Origin of the sequence: Janthinobacterium sp. NKUCC06_STL (genome assembly GCF_019345455.1) — a bacterium.
Lineage (GTDB): Bacteria > Pseudomonadota > Gammaproteobacteria > Burkholderiales > Burkholderiaceae_D > Janthinobacterium > Janthinobacterium rivuli.
Map to the genome: position 1 here is coordinate 668342 of NZ_JAHKQY010000001.1, position 16544 is coordinate 684885.

12 protein-coding genes and 1 pseudogene are annotated in these 16544 nt (G+C 64.5%); 12 read left to right on the forward strand and 1 reads right to left on the reverse strand.

Translation table 11 applies throughout. The annotated features are described in order from the left end of the window. Positions 1–66: 66 nt before the first annotated feature. The 8 genes from KO539_RS03090 to KO539_RS03125 all read left to right on the forward strand — a co-directional run bounded on the left by KO539_RS03090 (position 67) and on the right by KO539_RS03125 (position 8750). The gene (locus KO539_RS03090) at positions 67–1086 is read left to right on the forward strand and encodes a GGDEF domain-containing protein (protein ID WP_219307269.1); all 1020 of its coding nucleotides are present in this window, start codon (positions 67–69) and stop codon (positions 1084–1086) included. Between the two features lie 81 nt (positions 1087–1167). Further along, positions 1168–2187: a YafY family protein gene (locus KO539_RS03095; RefSeq protein WP_051958896.1), complete on the forward strand. Its 1020-nt coding sequence runs from the start codon at positions 1168–1170 to the stop codon at positions 2185–2187. A gap of 63 nt (positions 2188–2250) precedes the next feature. Continuing rightward, entirely contained in the window at positions 2251–2664 is a 414-nt protein-coding gene (locus KO539_RS03100) for a hypothetical protein (RefSeq protein ID WP_219307270.1), read from the forward strand. A 239-nt stretch (positions 2665–2903) separates the two neighbouring features. After that, positions 2904–3698, forward strand: a complete 795-nt coding sequence (locus KO539_RS03105; RefSeq protein WP_257626088.1) for a TorF family putative porin — start codon at positions 2904–2906, stop codon at positions 3696–3698. Positions 3699–3755: 57 nt separating this feature from the next. Beyond that, a complete protein-coding gene (locus KO539_RS03110; RefSeq protein WP_219307271.1) occupies positions 3756–5831 on the forward strand; it encodes a methyl-accepting chemotaxis protein in 2076 nt (691 codons plus the stop codon). Positions 5832–6104: 273 nt separating this feature from the next. After that, the gene (locus KO539_RS03115) at positions 6105–6767 is read left to right on the forward strand and encodes a hypothetical protein (RefSeq protein ID WP_219307272.1); all 663 of its coding nucleotides are present in this window, start codon (positions 6105–6107) and stop codon (positions 6765–6767) included. Between the two features lie 217 nt (positions 6768–6984). Beyond that, positions 6985–7605: a hypothetical protein gene (locus KO539_RS03120; protein WP_219307275.1), complete on the forward strand. Its 621-nt coding sequence runs from the start codon at positions 6985–6987 to the stop codon at positions 7603–7605. Between the two features lie 116 nt (positions 7606–7721). After that, positions 7722–8750 (forward strand): acyl-CoA dehydrogenase, encoded by a 1029-nt coding sequence (locus KO539_RS03125; protein WP_219307277.1) that lies wholly within the window; start codon positions 7722–7724, stop codon positions 8748–8750. 77 nt (positions 8751–8827) lie between these two features. Here the strand turns inward: KO539_RS03125 and KO539_RS03130 are convergent, their stop codons facing one another. Beyond that, positions 8828–14287 (reverse strand): putative Ig domain-containing protein, encoded by a 5460-nt coding sequence (locus KO539_RS03130; RefSeq protein WP_219307279.1) that lies wholly within the window; start codon positions 14285–14287, stop codon positions 8828–8830. 547 nt (positions 14288–14834) lie between these two features. On the opposite strand from KO539_RS03130, the pseudogene KO539_RS30085 reads away from it, so the two are divergent. The 4 genes and pseudogenes from KO539_RS30085 to KO539_RS03145 all read left to right on the forward strand — a co-directional run. Further along, positions 14835–14978 (forward strand): annotated as a pseudogene (locus KO539_RS30085) (phage tail protein); the annotation flags it as partial. A 99-nt stretch (positions 14979–15077) separates the two neighbouring features. Beyond that, positions 15078–15335, forward strand: coding sequence for a phage tail protein (locus KO539_RS30090; RefSeq protein ID WP_257626208.1), 258 nt, complete (start codon positions 15078–15080; stop codon positions 15333–15335). A gap of 30 nt (positions 15336–15365) precedes the next feature. Beyond that, positions 15366–15899: a phage tail protein gene (locus tag KO539_RS03140; RefSeq protein ID WP_219307281.1), complete on the forward strand. Its 534-nt coding sequence runs from the start codon at positions 15366–15368 to the stop codon at positions 15897–15899. Between the two features lie 48 nt (positions 15900–15947). Then, positions 15948–16481, forward strand: coding sequence for a tail fiber protein (locus KO539_RS03145; RefSeq protein WP_176391027.1), 534 nt, complete (start codon positions 15948–15950; stop codon positions 16479–16481). The last annotated feature ends 63 nt before the right edge of the window (positions 16482–16544 follow it).

Here is a 16544-nt window from a genome sequence, read left to right on the forward strand (position 1 = left end):
ATGCGTCGCGGCTTGTCGCAGGGCCGGGCAAGAATGGGATCCCGATTCGCTATCCGACAGGTTTCCATGCATTTGCACCATGCAACTGACGATCTCCGCAAGCCGGCGCCGCTTCCCTTGCTGGCGCTGCATGCCGGCGCCAGCGCCATCCTTGCCGCCGCGCTGCTGCCGCCCGCCGGCTGGCCGCTGGGCCTGGCCTGCTGCCTGCTTATTCTGGCCATGCTGCTGCGGGCCTTGCGCGCACCCGCTGCACAGCCTGGCAGCGCCGCCTCCGGCACCGCGCTGCTGGCGCTGGACCTGCTCGTGTTCCTGCTCTGCTATGCACTGCGCGAAGCCGACGCAAGCTGGCACGCGACCGCCTTTTGCATCCTGCTCGTCGCGCCCTATGCCGGCGTCACGCGGCACCTGCTGGCCGGCGCCGGCCTGGCCATCGTGGCAAGCCTGGCCTGGCTCGGCCTGCAGGATAACTTTCAAGCCGGCAACGCCGCCACCTTGCTGCTGCTCAACCTGACCGGCCTGTGCACCAGCCATGGCCAGCAGCGCCAGCGCCGCGCGCACGTCCTGCAACACGCCATCCTCGCCGAACAGGCCGTGCGCGACCATCTGACCGGCTGCTACAACCGCCGCTACCTCGACGAGCACTTGCTGGGCGCCGAGCTTGCACGCTCACAACGCCATGGCCTGTGCCTGACGGCGATCCTGTGCGATCTCGACCACTTCAAGCGCATCAACGACGCCCACGGCCATGCCGCGGGCGATGCCGCGCTGCGCAACTTTGCCGCCCTGCTCGGCAACGCCACGCGCCGTGGCATCGACAGCGTGGTGCGCCACGGCGGCGAGGAATTCCTGCTGATCCTGCCCGAAACGGACCTGGCTGGCGGCGTGCGCCTGGCCGAACGCCTGCGCGACGGTCTGGCACAGCACATCGGGACGACGGCCAGCTTCGGCGTCGCCTCGCTCGCGTGCGCGCCCGGCAGCCAGGCACCCGGTGCCCCCGCCCTGGTCAATGCCGCCGACCGCCTGCTGTACCAGGCCAAGCACGCGGGGCGCAATTGCGTCAGGGCAGCCATGCTGGACGCCCTGTAATTGCCATCGAATCAATGTTACCATTCGTTAACTTATGTACTTATCAGTACACATCCTGCCACTGAAGAGAACGGAACCACCATGTCTGAACACGCGCCCCGCCCTTCCACCATCATGCGCCAATGGCAAATGCTGCGCCTGATACCGCCGGCGCCACGCACCATCACCGTCGCCGAATTGCACGACAAGCTCAAGGCCATCGACTTTGCCATCGGCATCCGCACCATCCAGCGCGACTTGCTCGACCTGGCCGAGATTTTCCCGCTGACCAATCCAGTCGACAGCAAGCCGTTTGGCTGGTGCTGGATGGAAAATGCGGCGCGCATGGACATGCCGGGCCTGTCGACGCCGGCCGCGCTGACCCTGGCCCTGATGGAACAGCACATGCGCCATGCCTTGCCGCCGTCCACGCTCGACAGCATGCAGCCGTATTTCAGCGCGGCGCGCCAGACCCTGAACGCGGCCAGCGAGCGCGCCAGCGCATCGGCCTGGCTGGGCAAGATACGCGTCATCGCCCCCATGCAGCGGCTGCTGGCGCCCGACATCGACGAAGCTTGCCAGCGCACCGTGTATGAAGCGCTGATGCAAAACCGCCAGCTCAAGCTGAGCTACAAGAAGCGCGATAACGACAATCCCGTCAGCTATGACGCCGTCCATCCGCTGGCCATCGTGCAGCGCGGCCAGTTGCTCTACCTGGTCTGCCTGTTCGCCGACTACAACGACGTGCGCACCCTGGTCCTGCACCGCGTGCAGCAGGCGGAAATGCTTTACCTTTCCGCGCGCGCGCAGCCGGGCTTCGACATCGATGCGTATATTGCTTCGGGTGCCATGGGCATCCGCGATGGCGAACCGCTGCTGCTCGAAGCCGTGTTTGCCCGTCGCAGCGGCGAGCACCTGTACGAGACGCCGCTGAGCGCGGACCAGCAATTGCAGGAACGCGCCGATGGCTCGCTGCACCTGACCGCCACCGTGCCCAGCACGCGCGAACTGCAATGGTGGTTGCTGGGCCTGGGCGATGGCGTGGAAGTGCTGGCACCCGCCGCGCTGCGCGACCAGATGAAAAACACCATCGCCAGCATGGCCAGCCGCTACGCCGCCTGACGATGGCCCCCGGCGGCGGCGAAAACTGCTACCATCGCGCGCCGCCACTCCTTTCATCCGCCCATGACCGTCCTCAGCCACACTCATCCGCTGGTACACCAGCTGGAAAACGACTTGCTGCCCCTGTTTCGCGCCGCCCTGCCGTCACTTGCGGCTGCGGCGCCACAGGCGCTCGCTTCCGTCTTCGCCTTTTCCAGCGGCACGGCCAGCGCCTTCCAGGATTATCATTTCGGCATTTCCTGCCTGCTCGCAGGCGTGCCCGCGGATGCTCCGGAAGAAGTCGCCCTGCTGGTCAGCGTCACGGGACTCGCGTCGGACGCGCGGCTCAGCGCACAGGTCGTCTGGGGCCAACCCTCGGGCCAGGTGGAAATGCAGGCCGAGCTGGATGCTGGCGACCTGCAGGCCTTGCATGCGGCTCTGCCCGACCTGCTGGCCAGCTTGCAACATTCAGCCAGCCGTGGCGTACCAGCAAGATGACAGGCGCATGAAAAAGTGCCAGGAAACAACAACTTACGCTTTCCGCCGCGCAACTTTATTGACTTCCACTAGCCCTAGCCCCTATCCTTTCAGTTACGTTTGGTGAGAATGTGTGCATGGTCAGACGAACATGCCCGCAAGCCGCCTTGCCTTCACAAAAGTCCATTCCGCATTTTTATTGCAACCATCAGGGCAACGCGCCTGAACGGCCGCTGCCAGCAAATACGGAGCTGACTGCCATGCCATCGCACCACCATTTTCCCGCATCATCGTTGCTGGGCTGCGCCTTCCTGCTGGCAGCCGCCCTGCCCGTGCAGGCCCAGAGCACGGACAGCCCTGCCGCCACCTTCAGCGCCAATGCCAGCCTCACTTCGCAATACATTTCGCGCGGTTTTCGCCAGACCTGGGGCAAGCCGGCCCTGCAGGCGGGTGCCGACTACGCGCACCCGAGCGGCTGGTCGCTGGGCACGTGGGCGTCCACCGTCAGCGACCGCTACATTCAGGATGCGAGCGTCGAATGGGACTTGTACGGCGGCTACGGCGGCACGCTGGGCGAACTCGGTTACAGCGTGCTGGCCTACTATTACAAATATCCGGGCGCCGTCTACCGCGCCACAGGCGTGAAGTACGACTATGGCGAACTGTCGCTGGGCCTCAGCTACAAGATGCTGTACGCCAAGTACAACCATACCGTCACGCCGGATTTCTTCGGCATCACGAACGCGCGCGGCACGGGCTACCTGGACGTGGGCGCGAATGTCGACCTGGGCAATGCCTGGACCTTGAACCTGCACGCCGGCAACGGCCGGGTGGCGGGCACGGGCAATGCGATATGGAACTGGCGCGACGCCAAGATCGGTGTCACCCGGGCCTTCGACGGCGGCTGGAGTGCCAGCGCTGCCGTCACGCGCGCCTGGGGCGCCAGCGACGCCTACGACCACTACACTTTAGGCATCCCGAATGCGGCCGGCCAGTTCGACACCTCGAACCCGGCCGCGGCCACCTTCGTGCTGGCCGTCAGCAAGACTTTCTAGGCGCGCTACCCGCGATGCCCATGACACCGATATCTATCCCCATCAAGGAACAGCATCATGCAACTATCACTGAACAGTAAAATCTGCGTCGCCGCCACCGCGCTCGCCATCCTCAGCCTCGGCGTCACGGCGGCGGTGATCGGCTACAAGAGCAGCGCCAGCGCCGAAGCGGCCGCATTGGAACTGGCGCGCACGTCGGCGCGCGAAGTGGCCGGTGCGCTGCAAGCGCGCATCGCCAGCAACCTGTCCAGCGTGTCCAGCCTGGCCGGCGCCATGCGCGGCACCAAAAGCGCCAGCCTGCCCCTGCAGCGCGAACAGATCAATGAACTGACCAAGGCAACGTTGACCAGCTCGGAAGATTTGCTGGGCTCGGCCGTGACGTGGGAGCCGAACGCGCTCGACGGCAAGGATGCGGATTTCGCCAACCAGAAGCCGAACTACGACGCCAGCGGCCGCTTCATGCCCTACTGGACGCGCGGTGCCGGCGGCAAGCTGCAAGTCGAACCCATCGTCTTCGACCCGAAACCGGGCGCCAACGACTGGTATGACGTGCCCAAACGCACGGGCAAGACTTACTTTACGGAACCGTACATCTACCCCGTCGATGGCAAGGATGTGCTGATGGCCTCGCTGGTGGCGCCCATCATGATCGACGGCAGCTTCAAGGGCACGGCCAGCGCCGACTTCATGCTCACGCGCCTGACGAAAATCCTCGCCGACCTGAAAGTGATCGAAGGCGGCAAGCTGGCCCTGATCTCGAACGGCGGCCTGTACGCCAGCCATCCCGCGCCTGAACGGCTGGGCAAGAAGGCGGACGACGTGCCGGCCGCCGGCCTGGAAAAGGTGCGCCAGGGCCAGGCGTATGAATACGAGGACGACAAGGGCTACATCCACTTGCTGCAGCCGCTGCAGATCCACCCCGACATCGCGCCGTGGAGCGTGGAACTGAATTTCCCGAAAAGCGTGGCCACGGCCTCGGCGCGCGACCTGATGATTTACACCCTGATCGTCGCCCTGCTGTGCGCGGCGGCCACGGCCGGCATTTTGATCCTCGTCGTCAACCAGCTGACGCGTCCCCTGCGCACCCTGGGCCGCACCATGACGGACCTGTCCAGCGGCGACGCCGACCTGCGCGTCAAGCTGGAAGTCAAGGGTACCGACGAGCTGGCCGTCATCGGCAAGGGTTTCAACGCCTTCGTGGAAAAGATCCACGCCGTGCTGCTGCAAGTGCAAGCCAGTGCCGACAATGTGGCCCGCGCCAGCGCGGAAATTGCGCAAGGCAATAACGACCTGTCGGCCCGCACGGAACAGCAAGCCAGCTCGCTGGAAGAAACGGCCGCCTCGGTGGAAGAACTGACGGGCACCGTCAAGGAAAACGCCGACCATGCGCGCCAGGCGAATCAACTGGCCGCATCAGCGTCCAGCGTGGCGCAGAAGAGCGGCGAAGTGGTCGGCAAGGTGATAGCAACGATGACGTCGATCAATGACTCGTCCAACAAGATCGTCGACATTATTTCTGTCATCGACGGCATCGCCTTCCAGACGAATATCCTGGCGCTGAACGCGGCCGTGGAAGCGGCGCGCGCGGGCGAACAGGGCCGCGGTTTCGCCGTCGTCGCCACGGAAGTGCGCAACCTGGCGCAACGCTCGGCCGCGGCGGCCAAGGAAATCAAGCTGCTGATCGACGATTCCGTGGGCAAGGTGGCCGCTGGCAGCAAACTCGTCGATGAGGCGGGCGCCACCATGGAGCAAGTGGTCGACAGCGTGCGCAAGGTGACCGCCATCATGGCCGACATCAGCGTCGCCACCACCGAGCAGAGCGACGGCATCGCGCAAGTCAACCAGGCGCTGGCGCAAATGGATGGCGTGACGCAGCAAAACGCGGCCCTCGTCGAGGAAGCGGCAGCGGCCGCCGAAAGCCTGCAAGACCAGGCCAGCCATCTGGCCAAGGTGGTCAGCGTCTTCAAGCTGGGCGAGCAGACGCGCCAGCCAGCGCTGGCAGCAACGGCCGCGCCGCGCGCCGCGACGCCCAAGACACCGACGCCAGCCAAGCGCCTGAATGTTGCCAAGCCGCAAGCGACACAGCACGCGCCCGCCAAGGCGCCGGCAGGTGATGACTGGGAAGAGTTTTAAGCCGGACATTTCCGGCTTCGGCCGGCGCCATGCTCAGGCGCCGGCACGCGTTTCATAATCTGCCATCTCCATACCTGCCTCGCACTGGATTAAGTGCGGCACCCGCCTGTTTCTCCGCCCCGCCATTCAATGGCCGCACTTTCAATACAAGTATTGCGGCCCATTTATTGCGGCCCATTTCAGATTGCAGAGAAATAAGATGCGCATGTACTTTATAATATCGCCGCGCATACGGCACGCTTTCAGCCGATTGAAGATTGATAGGAATAACGCATGAAAAAAGTACTGGCATTATTAATGGTATCGGGCACGGTGGCATTGACCGGCTGCGGTGGTGGCAGCGATGGCAATAGCGGTGCGAATAGCGCCAGCGGTGATGTAGCCGTTCCCGTTCCGCCAGTGGTGGTCGCCCCCCCGCCGCCGCCGGCACTGGCCGCTTATGTTGGCACTTGGCAACCCGCTTGTGACGACCAATACCGCCAGCGCCTCGTCGTCGCCCTCAAAGGCGATGGCAGTGGCGCTTTGGAAATGTCGACCTACGGCGAAACCTTCGCCACTTCCGATTGCAGCGGCCCCGTGCAATTTACGGAAACCACGAGTGAAAAAATTACCGCGACGCCAGATGGCGCAGGCAATATTCAGCTCAAGCTGACGGCGGACAGCCCGGCTTCGGACATCCGCATCGACAAGGTCGTATCGTCGCTTCCAGCGCACACCGTCCAGATTACGGGTCCGGCCGTCACCACCGTGATGCTGAATGGCAAACCTCATTGGCACATCAATGATGGCAATGGCAACACCACGGACATTCCGGATACCGGCGTACAAACGGCAGTAAGTGGCAAGGGCGGCTTTTACCTGCGCGGTAACGAATTGTTTACCGTAATGGAAAAAGACGGTGCTTATGTGCTCGATATGCGCTATGTAAAACAATAAAATCAGCCAAGAATTAGCCATTGCGCCGCACAGTCGGCGCAATGCGTAGCAGCTACATCACATTTCCCCTGCAGTCCATCAAACCATTTCAGCGCATTGTCGCGACTTGATCAAAATCAATTCAGCGATAGATTTGGTGAGATTTTCTTCTTATTAATACTCCTATAATCAGGCCGCGTTGACGGCACGCACCGCTGCCGGATAAAAAGGACTTTGAATGAAAACATTATTGGCAGTATTGGCCGGCTCGGCCGCGGCACTCCTGACGGGCTGCGGCGGTGGTGGCGGCGGTTCCACGCAGCAGCTCGCCGGCGATTCCGGCACCACCTCGCCGCTGGCCGCGTATATCGGCACGTGGCAATCGGCTTGCGACGATCACGACCGTCAAATACTCGTCATCGCGCTCAAGAGCGACGGCAGCGGCTCGCTGGAACTGACGCCAACCGGCGAAACCTACTTCAAGGCCGACTGCTCCGGCCCCGTGATAGCGACGGACGGCATGAGCGCGAAGATCACCGGCAAGCCGGACGGTACAGCCGATATGCTGATCAAGCTGGCGGAAAATGCGGCGGCAACGAACTTGCGCGTCGATAAGTTCACCTCGTCGGTGCCGGCCTATGCCTTCCAGCGCAGCGGCGCCACCGTGAAATATGTGCTGAGAGCAAACCAGCAGCAATGGTGCGTCGAGGTGGACAATGGCGAATCGTGCCTGTGGGACGAAGGCATGCAGCCAGCGCTAAGCGTCCCCGGCGGCCTGTCCTTGCGCGGCAACGACCTGTACTCGGTGGTGCTGGACAAGGGTGTGTATGTGCTGGACATGCACTACGTAAAAAAGTAAGCGCATGAGCTGCTGCGGCCACGTCATGGAGTCGTGGCCGTTCGCGTATTTCCGTGCAAAATCGAACAGACATTGCAAAAATAAAAAGCTATCCTGTTAAAAAACAGGAGCTTGCCATGTCGCAGCGTACCTTTCCCCTGCCCTCCCACGCCGCACTGGACACCCTGCTGCAGCCTCAGGACAACGCTTTCCACCCCCTCGAAGGCTTGCGGCGCTTGCGCGACGCGGGACTCGACCAGTTGCCCTTGCCCGGCCACGGCGCCACCCTGCGGCGCTGGCAAATGCTGGCGGCCATCGCCGCCGTCGACCTCTCCCTGCTCAAGCTGTATGAAGGCCATACCGATGCGCTCGCCATCCAGGCGGAAATCGGCGGCTCCGGCGTGCCGGCCGGCAGCAGCTGGGGCGTCTGGTGCACGGACATGCCGGGCACGCGCGTGCGCGTGCGGCAGACGGCCGAAGGGCGCCATGTGCTCGATGGACGCAAGGCCTGGTGTGCCGGGGCACAGGGCCTCAGCCATGCATTAATCAGCTGCTGGAACGACGCTGGCCAGGCTTGCCTCGCCTCGGTGGCCGTGTCGCAGCCCGGTGTGCACGTCACGAACGAAGGCTGGCAAGCCGTCGGCATGCATGCCTGTGCCAGCGTCGACGTGACCTTTTCTGCCGCGCGCGCCTATCCCGTGGGCGCACCCGGTGCCTATCTGCAGCGGCCCGGCTTCTGGCATGGGGGCGCGGGCATCGCGGCCGCCTGGTATGGCGCGGCCTGCGCCGTCGCCAGCCACCTGCATGCGCGCGCGCAGCACGCCGCCCCCGACCCCGTGCGCCTGGCGCAGCTGGGGCAAATCGATTACGTCCTGCGCGCCACCGGCGCCCTGCTGCGCGAAGGGGCCGCCGAAATCGACCGGCACCCGCAACGCGATGCCATGGGGCTGGCCCTGCGCCTGCGCCTGGCAACGGAAGACGCCGCCACCCTGGTCTTGCACCTGGCCACGCGGGCGCTGGGCGCCAGTCCCCTGTGCCGCGATGCCCGTTTCGCCCGCCTGGTTGCCGACCTGCCCGTCTTCCTGCGCCAAAGCCATGCCGAACGCGACCAGGCAGTGCTGGGCGGCATGGTTGCCGGCGCCGAAGACCATCCGTGGACGCTGTGATGGCGCGCGGGTAAAAAAAATCGCCGGACCGGATTGATTCCGGGCCGGCGATCAGGGCTAAGCTGAGGGCTAGTTGATTACTTGAGCGGCATGGCAATACCGAACATCACCGACTGGGTACGGCCGCTATCGATGTTCAGATTGCTGTTGTAGTCCAGGGTGATCGTCATGCCGTTCGACAGCAGCAGTTTCACGCCCAGCCCGGCCGCCCAGTTGCCCGTCTGCTGTGGCACCGTGCGGATCACGTACACGGGGCCGTCCGCCGCCAGGTCGGCATACGCCAGGCGCGCATCATCGGCGCCCTGGAACTGGTGCCGGTACTCGAGCCGCGCGCGCGGGAACCACGTGCCCAGGCCACCCACATAGATGCCCTCGGCCCGCACACCGAGCGCGCCGATGCGCGAACGCACCGTCTGCTTGAAGTAGCTCAGGGCATTGATGCCCGCCGCCTTCTCCGTGTACGGATCAAGCTTGGCCGACATCAGTTCCACGCGGCCATACGGCGACCACATCCAGGTTTCCTGGCGCATCTCCATGCCGCCAACAAGGGCGCCGAACACCTGCTTGCCATCGCGCTCGCCCGTGGCGAAACCGCTGCCATCGGACAGGTAGCGCGAGGCGTCGTATTGCAGGGTGCCGTAGCCGAGCACGCCGTCGAGGAAGACGCCCTTGCTTGGACGCAGGCTGCCATACACGGCCGCCACGGCGCTGTCGGCCGTGCTGCGGCTGCCGTTCTGGCCCACGTCGCTGCGGTCATGGCTGAAACCGGCGCCCACGCCCAGGGTGGCCAGGTCGCTGAGGCGGTAATCGCCGCCCACGCTGACACCATTCGTGCGGAAGCGGAAGCCCGTCTCGCGGCCGTTCACATAGTGCTGGCCGAAGTCCACCGCGCCACCGAGCCACAGCGACAACGCCTGCTTCTGCGTATCCGGTTTTTGCGGCATGTCCGGCAAACCGCTGGTGGCGCCGCTGACGTCCACCTGCTGCCGCTCGCTGCTGAAACCCGTGTCAACCTGGCGCAGGGCCGCCTTGCGCATGAACGGTTTCACGGCCGTGCCGAACACGCGGTCCGCTTCGTCCGCCTGCCAGCGCGCCAGCGCCGCCGTCGGATTGCCGCTGTCGTTCGGCGGCGTCAGGCTCAGGCCAAAGTTCGAACGTCCCCAGCCATCGCCATGCAGGCTTTCCAGGCGCTGCGTGAAGTTCGACAGCTGCGCGCTGGCGAAGCGCCGCGCCGCATCGGCTTGCGCCGCCTGCAGGCCGATCACTTCCGGATCGACGGACGGATCGCGCCGCGCCGTCACGGTCACGTTTACCACGCCCGGTTTCGAGGTGGCATACGCATTGCTCAGGGTGTAGCTGACCACGGCCGCGCCGGCGAACTTGCCCGAGGCCGCAAAGCTCAGCTGGTACGACGGCTTGCCTGCCGTGCCGACATCGCGCACCACCGCCTTGCCCGCTTCCGCCGGCGCCACGCTCAGGACATTCGCCGCCGTGAACGGGCCGCCCGTGGCGCCCGCCGTCAGGTCGACGGTGACCGTCAGGCCGGCCACCACCGTGGCGCTCTGGCTGAGTACCTGCGGCATCGGATTGACGGCTATCGTCGACGTCACCGGCGCCGAGGTGCCGAACGCGTTCGACACGGTGTAGCCGATGCGGATGTCGCCGCTGGTGTTGATGCCTGGCGTGTAGACGATGTCCAGGCCATTGACTGTCGCCGTGCCGCTGGCCGGCTGCGTGGTGATGGCCACCGCCGTGAACGGCCCGCCCGTCGCGCCTTGCGTCACGTTCAAGGTCACCGGCGTGCCGGCCAGCACCGTCGCCGTCTTGGCGACCGGCACCGGCACCGGCTGCGGCGCCACCGTCAGGCTGACCGTGGCGGGCGCGGACGTGCCGCCCGGACCCGTCGCCGTGTAGCTGAAGGCGTCAGGGCCGAAGTAGTTCGCATTCGGCACATACGTCACCTTGAAAGAGCGGCCGCTGCCGCCGCCCGCCGCGCCGCTCGACACCACCGTGACGGTGCCGTGCTGCGGCGGCGTGACGATGGTCACTGCCGTGATCGGGCTGCCATCCGTCGACGCGATGGTCAGGCTCACTTCCTGGTTGGACGACGTGGTCGCCGTTTCATTCGGCACCGGCGGCGGCGCCTGGTTCACCTGCAGGGTCAGCGCCTGCTGCACCGTGAACTGGTGCGCATCCTTCGCTTGCAAGGTAAAGGCAAAGCTGCCCGCCACGGTCGGCGTGCCGCTGACGATACCCGTCGCCGCATTGAGCACCAGGCCGGTCGGCAAGGCGCCGCCGCTCAAGGAGTAGACGTAGGGCGCAACGCCGCCGCCGGCCGTGAATGTCTGGCTATACGCGTCGCCGGCGCGGATCGCCGCCAGACTGGCCGGCGTCAGTGTCAATACCGGCGCCGCCACTGCCAGCGTGTAGCTGTTGCTGGCGCTGAACGGCGCGCCCGTGCCCGTGCTGCTGTCGGTGACCTTGATGCTGAACGGGAAGGTGCCCGCCACGGTCGCCGTACCCGACAGCACGCCCGTGGCGCTGTTCAGGCTCAAGCCGGCAGGCAGACTGCCGGCGCTGACGCTGTAGGTGTATGGCGCCATGCCGCCCGTCGCCGTGAGGGTCGCGCTATACGGCGTTTCCGCCGCTGCATTGGGCAAACTGGCCGGCGTCAGGCTGACAGTGGGCGCGCCCACGGTAATGGTCACGGTGGCCGGCGCCGACGTGCCGCTGCCATTCGTGGCCGTATAGGTAAAGCTGTCGCTGCCGCCGTAACCCGTCGTCGGCGTATAGGTGATGCTGGTGCCGCTGGCCGTTGCCGTACCGTGCGAGGCGCCGGAGGCTACGGCCACGGACGTTGCCGCGCCGCCGCTCAGGTTCAGGGTGATCGGATTGGCGCTGCTGCCATAGGCCACCGTGGCGCTGACTGCGCCGGCAACGGGCACAGCGATCGCCACGCTGCTGGAATAGGAGCGTGAACTCGTGTATGGGCCGCTGCCGGTGCTGCTGTCGGTCGCGGTGACGGTAAAACTGTACCCGCCGGTCGCCGTGGGCGTGCCGGATAGGATGCCGTCCGCCGCCAGGCTCAGGCCCGCCGGCACGCTGCCGGCAGTGACGGCATAGCTGTACGCTGCCGTACCGCCGGCGGCGGTGATGCCCTGGCTGTAGGCCACGCCGGAAGTCATGGCCGGCAAGACCGTCGGCGTAATGCTGATCGTTGGCGCATTGACCGTCATCGAGTAGGCGCGCGCACCGGAATACGGACCGCTGCCCGCCGAACTGTCCGTGGCCCGCACGGTAAAGTTGAAGACGCCGCCCGCCGTCGGTGTGCCCGACAACAGACCGCCGCTGGACAGGCTAAGGCCGGCCGGCAAAGCGCCAGCGGTGATGGCGTAGGTGTATGGCGCGGCGCCATTCGCGGCGCTCACGTTCTGGCTGTAGGCCGCCCCCACAGTTGCCGCAGGAACGGTACTTGGCGCAAGCGTGATGGTGGGCCCACTGACCGTAATCGTTACGGTAGCCGGCGCCGAGGTGCCAGCGCCGTTGCTGGCCGTGTAGGTAAAGCTGTCTGGCCCGCCGTAGCCTGCCGTCGGCGTATAGGTGATGCTGGTGCCGCTGGCCGTTGCCGTACCGTGCGAGGCGCCGGAGGCGACGGCCACCGAGGTCGCCGCGCCGCCGCTCAAGTTCAGGGTGATCGGATTGGCGCTGCTGCCATAAGCCACCGTGGCGCTGACGGCGCCGGCAACTGGTGCAGCGAAATAAGTGAATTGATCGGCCACGCCGGTGGCGCTGGTGCCGCCGGCAGAAGTGACGCGCACATCGACCGTGCCCGCGCTGCCCACCGGCGCCGTCGCCGTGATCTGCGAGGCGCTGTTGACGGTGAAGCCGGCAGCAGCTGTGGCGCCGAACGTCACGGCTGTCGTGCCGCTGAAATTCGACCCCGTGATGATGACGGTGGCGCCGCCGGTCGTAGGGCCCGAAGTGGGCGAAATGCTGCTCACCACCGGCCGTGCTACAAAGGTAAATTGATCGGCGGCGCTGGTGGCGCTGGTGCCACCGAGCGAAGTGACGCGCACGTCCACGGTACCGGTACCGGCAGGCGCCGTCGCCGTGATCTGCGTGGCGCTGTTGACCGTGTAGCCGGTGGCAGCAGTCGCGCCGAAGGTCACCGCTGTCGTCGTGCTAAAACCCGTGCCGGTGATGATGACGGTGCTGCCGCCCGTAGCCGGGCCGGCCGTGGGCGAAATGCTCGTCACCGTCGGCGCCGGCACAAAGGTGAACTGGTCCGCCCCGCTGGTGGCGCTGGTGCCGCCCGCCGTGGTGACGCGCACATCGACCGTGCCGCCGCTGCCAGCTGGCGCCGTGGCCGTGATCTGCGTGGCGCTGTTGACCGTGAAGCCGCTCGCTGCCGTGGCGCCAAAGGTCACCGCCGTGGCACCGGTAAAGCCCGTGCCCGTGATGATGACGCTGCCGCCGCCGGCGGTAGGACCTGCCGTGGGTGAAATGCTGGTGACCGTCGGCGCAGGAATATACGTGAACTGGTTCGCGGCGCCGGTGGCGCTGGTGCCGCCGCTGGCCGTGACGGTCACGTTCACGGTGCCAGCGCTGCCGGCTGGCGACGTGGCGGTCATGGTCGTGGTATTGACGACGGTGACGGCGACGCCATTGTTGGCGCCAAACTTCAACGCCGTGACGCCCGAAAAACCGGTACCGGTAATGGTGACGGCGGTGCCGCCAGAGGCTGGGCCGGACGCCGGCGTCACGCCGGTGATGGTCGGCGGTGGCTGGGCATTGATCACCAGGGAATAGCTGCGCGACGTGTTGTACGGTCCGTTGCCGCCCGTGACATCGGTGGATTTGATCACAAAGTTATAGGTGCCCAGGGCGGTGGGCGTGCCCGAAATCAGGCCGCTGCTCGACATGTTCAGGCCCGTGGGCAAGGCACCCGACTCCACCACATAGGTATAGGGCGCGGTGCCATTCGCGGTCGACATCTGCTGGCTGTAGGGCGTCGCCAGACCTCCCGCCGTCAAGGTGGTGGGCGTGATGGACAAGATCGGTATGGCGATCGACACGGAATAGTTCTTGATGACCTCCTGCGGCGTGCCTGGGGTCGAATCGGTGACCTTGACGCTGAACACATAGGCGCCGGTCGCCGTCACGGTACCGGAAATCACGCCGCTCGACGATACACTGATGCCAGGCGGCCAGGTTCCCGAGTCAGGCGCGTAAGTGTAGGGAGCGACGCCGCCGCTCGCCGACATGGCCTGGCTGTACGGCACGCCAATCACGGGTGGCGTCAAACCGGCCGGCGAAACGGTAAAGGCTGCCGCGGGAGGCAAGACAGTCACCGTGAAAGTCACGGCCTTGCTGTCCTCGTCCCACAGAACAAAGCTGTCGGACAAGGCCCCGTCGCCATTATTGATATAAGTCGCAATGCCGGTACCGTTACCCACGAGCCCGGTAATCGTGCCGTGCAACGCCGTCGCGCCATTGTCCGTCAAGCCAAATTCGCTACAGTCAGACAAATCAATCACATAGGGGGCTCCTGATGCGACGGTAAAACTTCTCTGATTGGGAGTACATTTCGTGCTCGGATCACCCGGATCCGCCTGTGCAGGACCTGCGACGAGTCCCAGCATCACCAGGCACAGCGAAGCGAAGCACTGCGCGAAACGGCAAGAGACCGACGTCACGGCGGCCGCGTGATCCGGCATTCGCTTCCGATTTCCAGCAAACAAAGCGAGCAGAAAAGAAGGTGCCGGACGGCTCAGGACATCGTTGCAAAGACGCAACATAGTTTCTCCAATACAGAGTTTTTCAGACGAAATTCAGACAAAAATGAGGGTGATTTCAGGCCGCCAGCGATGCCCATTCCGAGCTCTTCCAGAGTGCCAACAGATGTTGACGCTTGCCATATGACAACGTATGCTACTCCGAGATTTCAATAAAGTAACTATAACAAAAAGGGTTTTTCAAAAAACAAGATTGATTGCAAATGGAAAATATTATTTTCCTAACACTTGATGGCATTCCAACCGTGGGAGAACGATGATGGCTGATGTGTATCTAGGACAAATCATGATGGGTGGCTTCAATTTTGCGCCGCGTGGATTTGCAGCATGTAACGGGCAATTGCTGCCTGTTGCGCAAAATCAGGCGCTGTTTGCGTTGCTGGGGACGTATTACGGGGGGAATGGCAGTACCACCTTTGCCTTGCCTAACTTGCAAGGCTGTACTCCTGTGGGAGCTGGCAGTTCGGTGGATGGTTCCTGGCAACCCGCGCCTTATCAGATCGGTACGCGGGCGGGGCAGGAGACTGTCACCTTGCTACCGACCCAGATGCCGCCGCACACGCATGCGGCCAATGCGGTGACGACGCCCGGCACCTCGAAAAATCCCACGAATACCCTGTTTGGCGGCAGTGGCGCGGAATCCATCTACGGTTCGGCCGGACCGCAAGTCACCCTGGCCGGCCAGACCCTGGCGTTGTCCGGCGGCAACCAGGCGCATCCCAACATGCAGCCGTTCTCGGTCATTAACTTCAATATCGCCTTGAGCGGTATCTTCCCGTCGCGCAACTAACGAATCAGCCACTTCTTACGGAGCATAGTCATGACCACACCCTATGTCGGCGAAATTCGCCTGTTTTCCTTTCCGCGCATTCCCAGCGGCTGGTTCGCCTGCGACGGCAGCCTGAAACCGATCTCCGAATACGAAGTACTGTACGTCCTGCTGGGCACCACCTACGGCGGCGACGGCGTCACCACCTTTGCCGTACCCGACCTGCGCGGCCAGGTTCCCCTGCACATGGGAACCGGTCCAGGCCTGAGCAACCGCCCCCTCGGACAACGCAGCGGCAGCGAATCGGTGACCTTGCTGCCGACCCAGTTACCGCAGCATACGCACCCGTTCAGCGTGAACAGCACCCTGGCAACGGCGAACGTACCAGCGGCCAATCTGCTGCTGACAGCCCCGTCGAACAACGACAAGATGTACACGAGCGACCTGACCGGCCTGACCGCCTATGCACTGGCAAGCACCGCCACGGGTGCGACAGGCGGCACCCTGCCGCACGAGAACACCATGCCAACCCTGACGGCCTCATTTTGCATCGCCTGGGCAGGCATTTTCCCATCCCAGCAATAACAGCCGGCACGCAAGCGCAGCCCATAAAATCGATCAGGAGAACCTACCGTGACATCACCATACCTTGGCGAGATACAAGTCTTCGGCTTCAATTTCACACCCTACGGGTGGGCCAGCTGCAATGGCGCCACCCTGCAAATCCAGCAATACAGCGCGCTGTTTTCCTTGATCGGCACGCAGTATGGCGGCAATGGCACCACCACCTTCCAGTTGCCCAACTTCACGGGACGCGCGCCCTGCAGCCAGGGACAAGGACCAGGCCTGACGCCGCGCGTGATGGGCGAGACCTTCGGCACCAACAGTGTCACGTTGAACGCCACGGAGATGCCGAACCACAGCCATCAACTCAATGTGTACCGCCAGCCCACCGCCGCCCTGCAGCACAACACGCCGCTTCCGGGCGATGGCTTGATTGCGCTTGGCGGCACGTCCGCGTTCGTGCCGGCAACGCCACCCAATGTATCGCTGTCGCCGGCCGCGATCGGTAGTGCCGGTGGCGGCCAGGCGCATGAAAACCGCCAGCCGATGCTGGCGGTCAATTTCTGCATCGCGCTGCAAGGCGAGTTCCCATCGTTTGACTAAGTTGGATTAATCCAGGCAGGCGACGCCATCGCGGCGCCGCCCTGCCCTTCTCCCCATACCGGC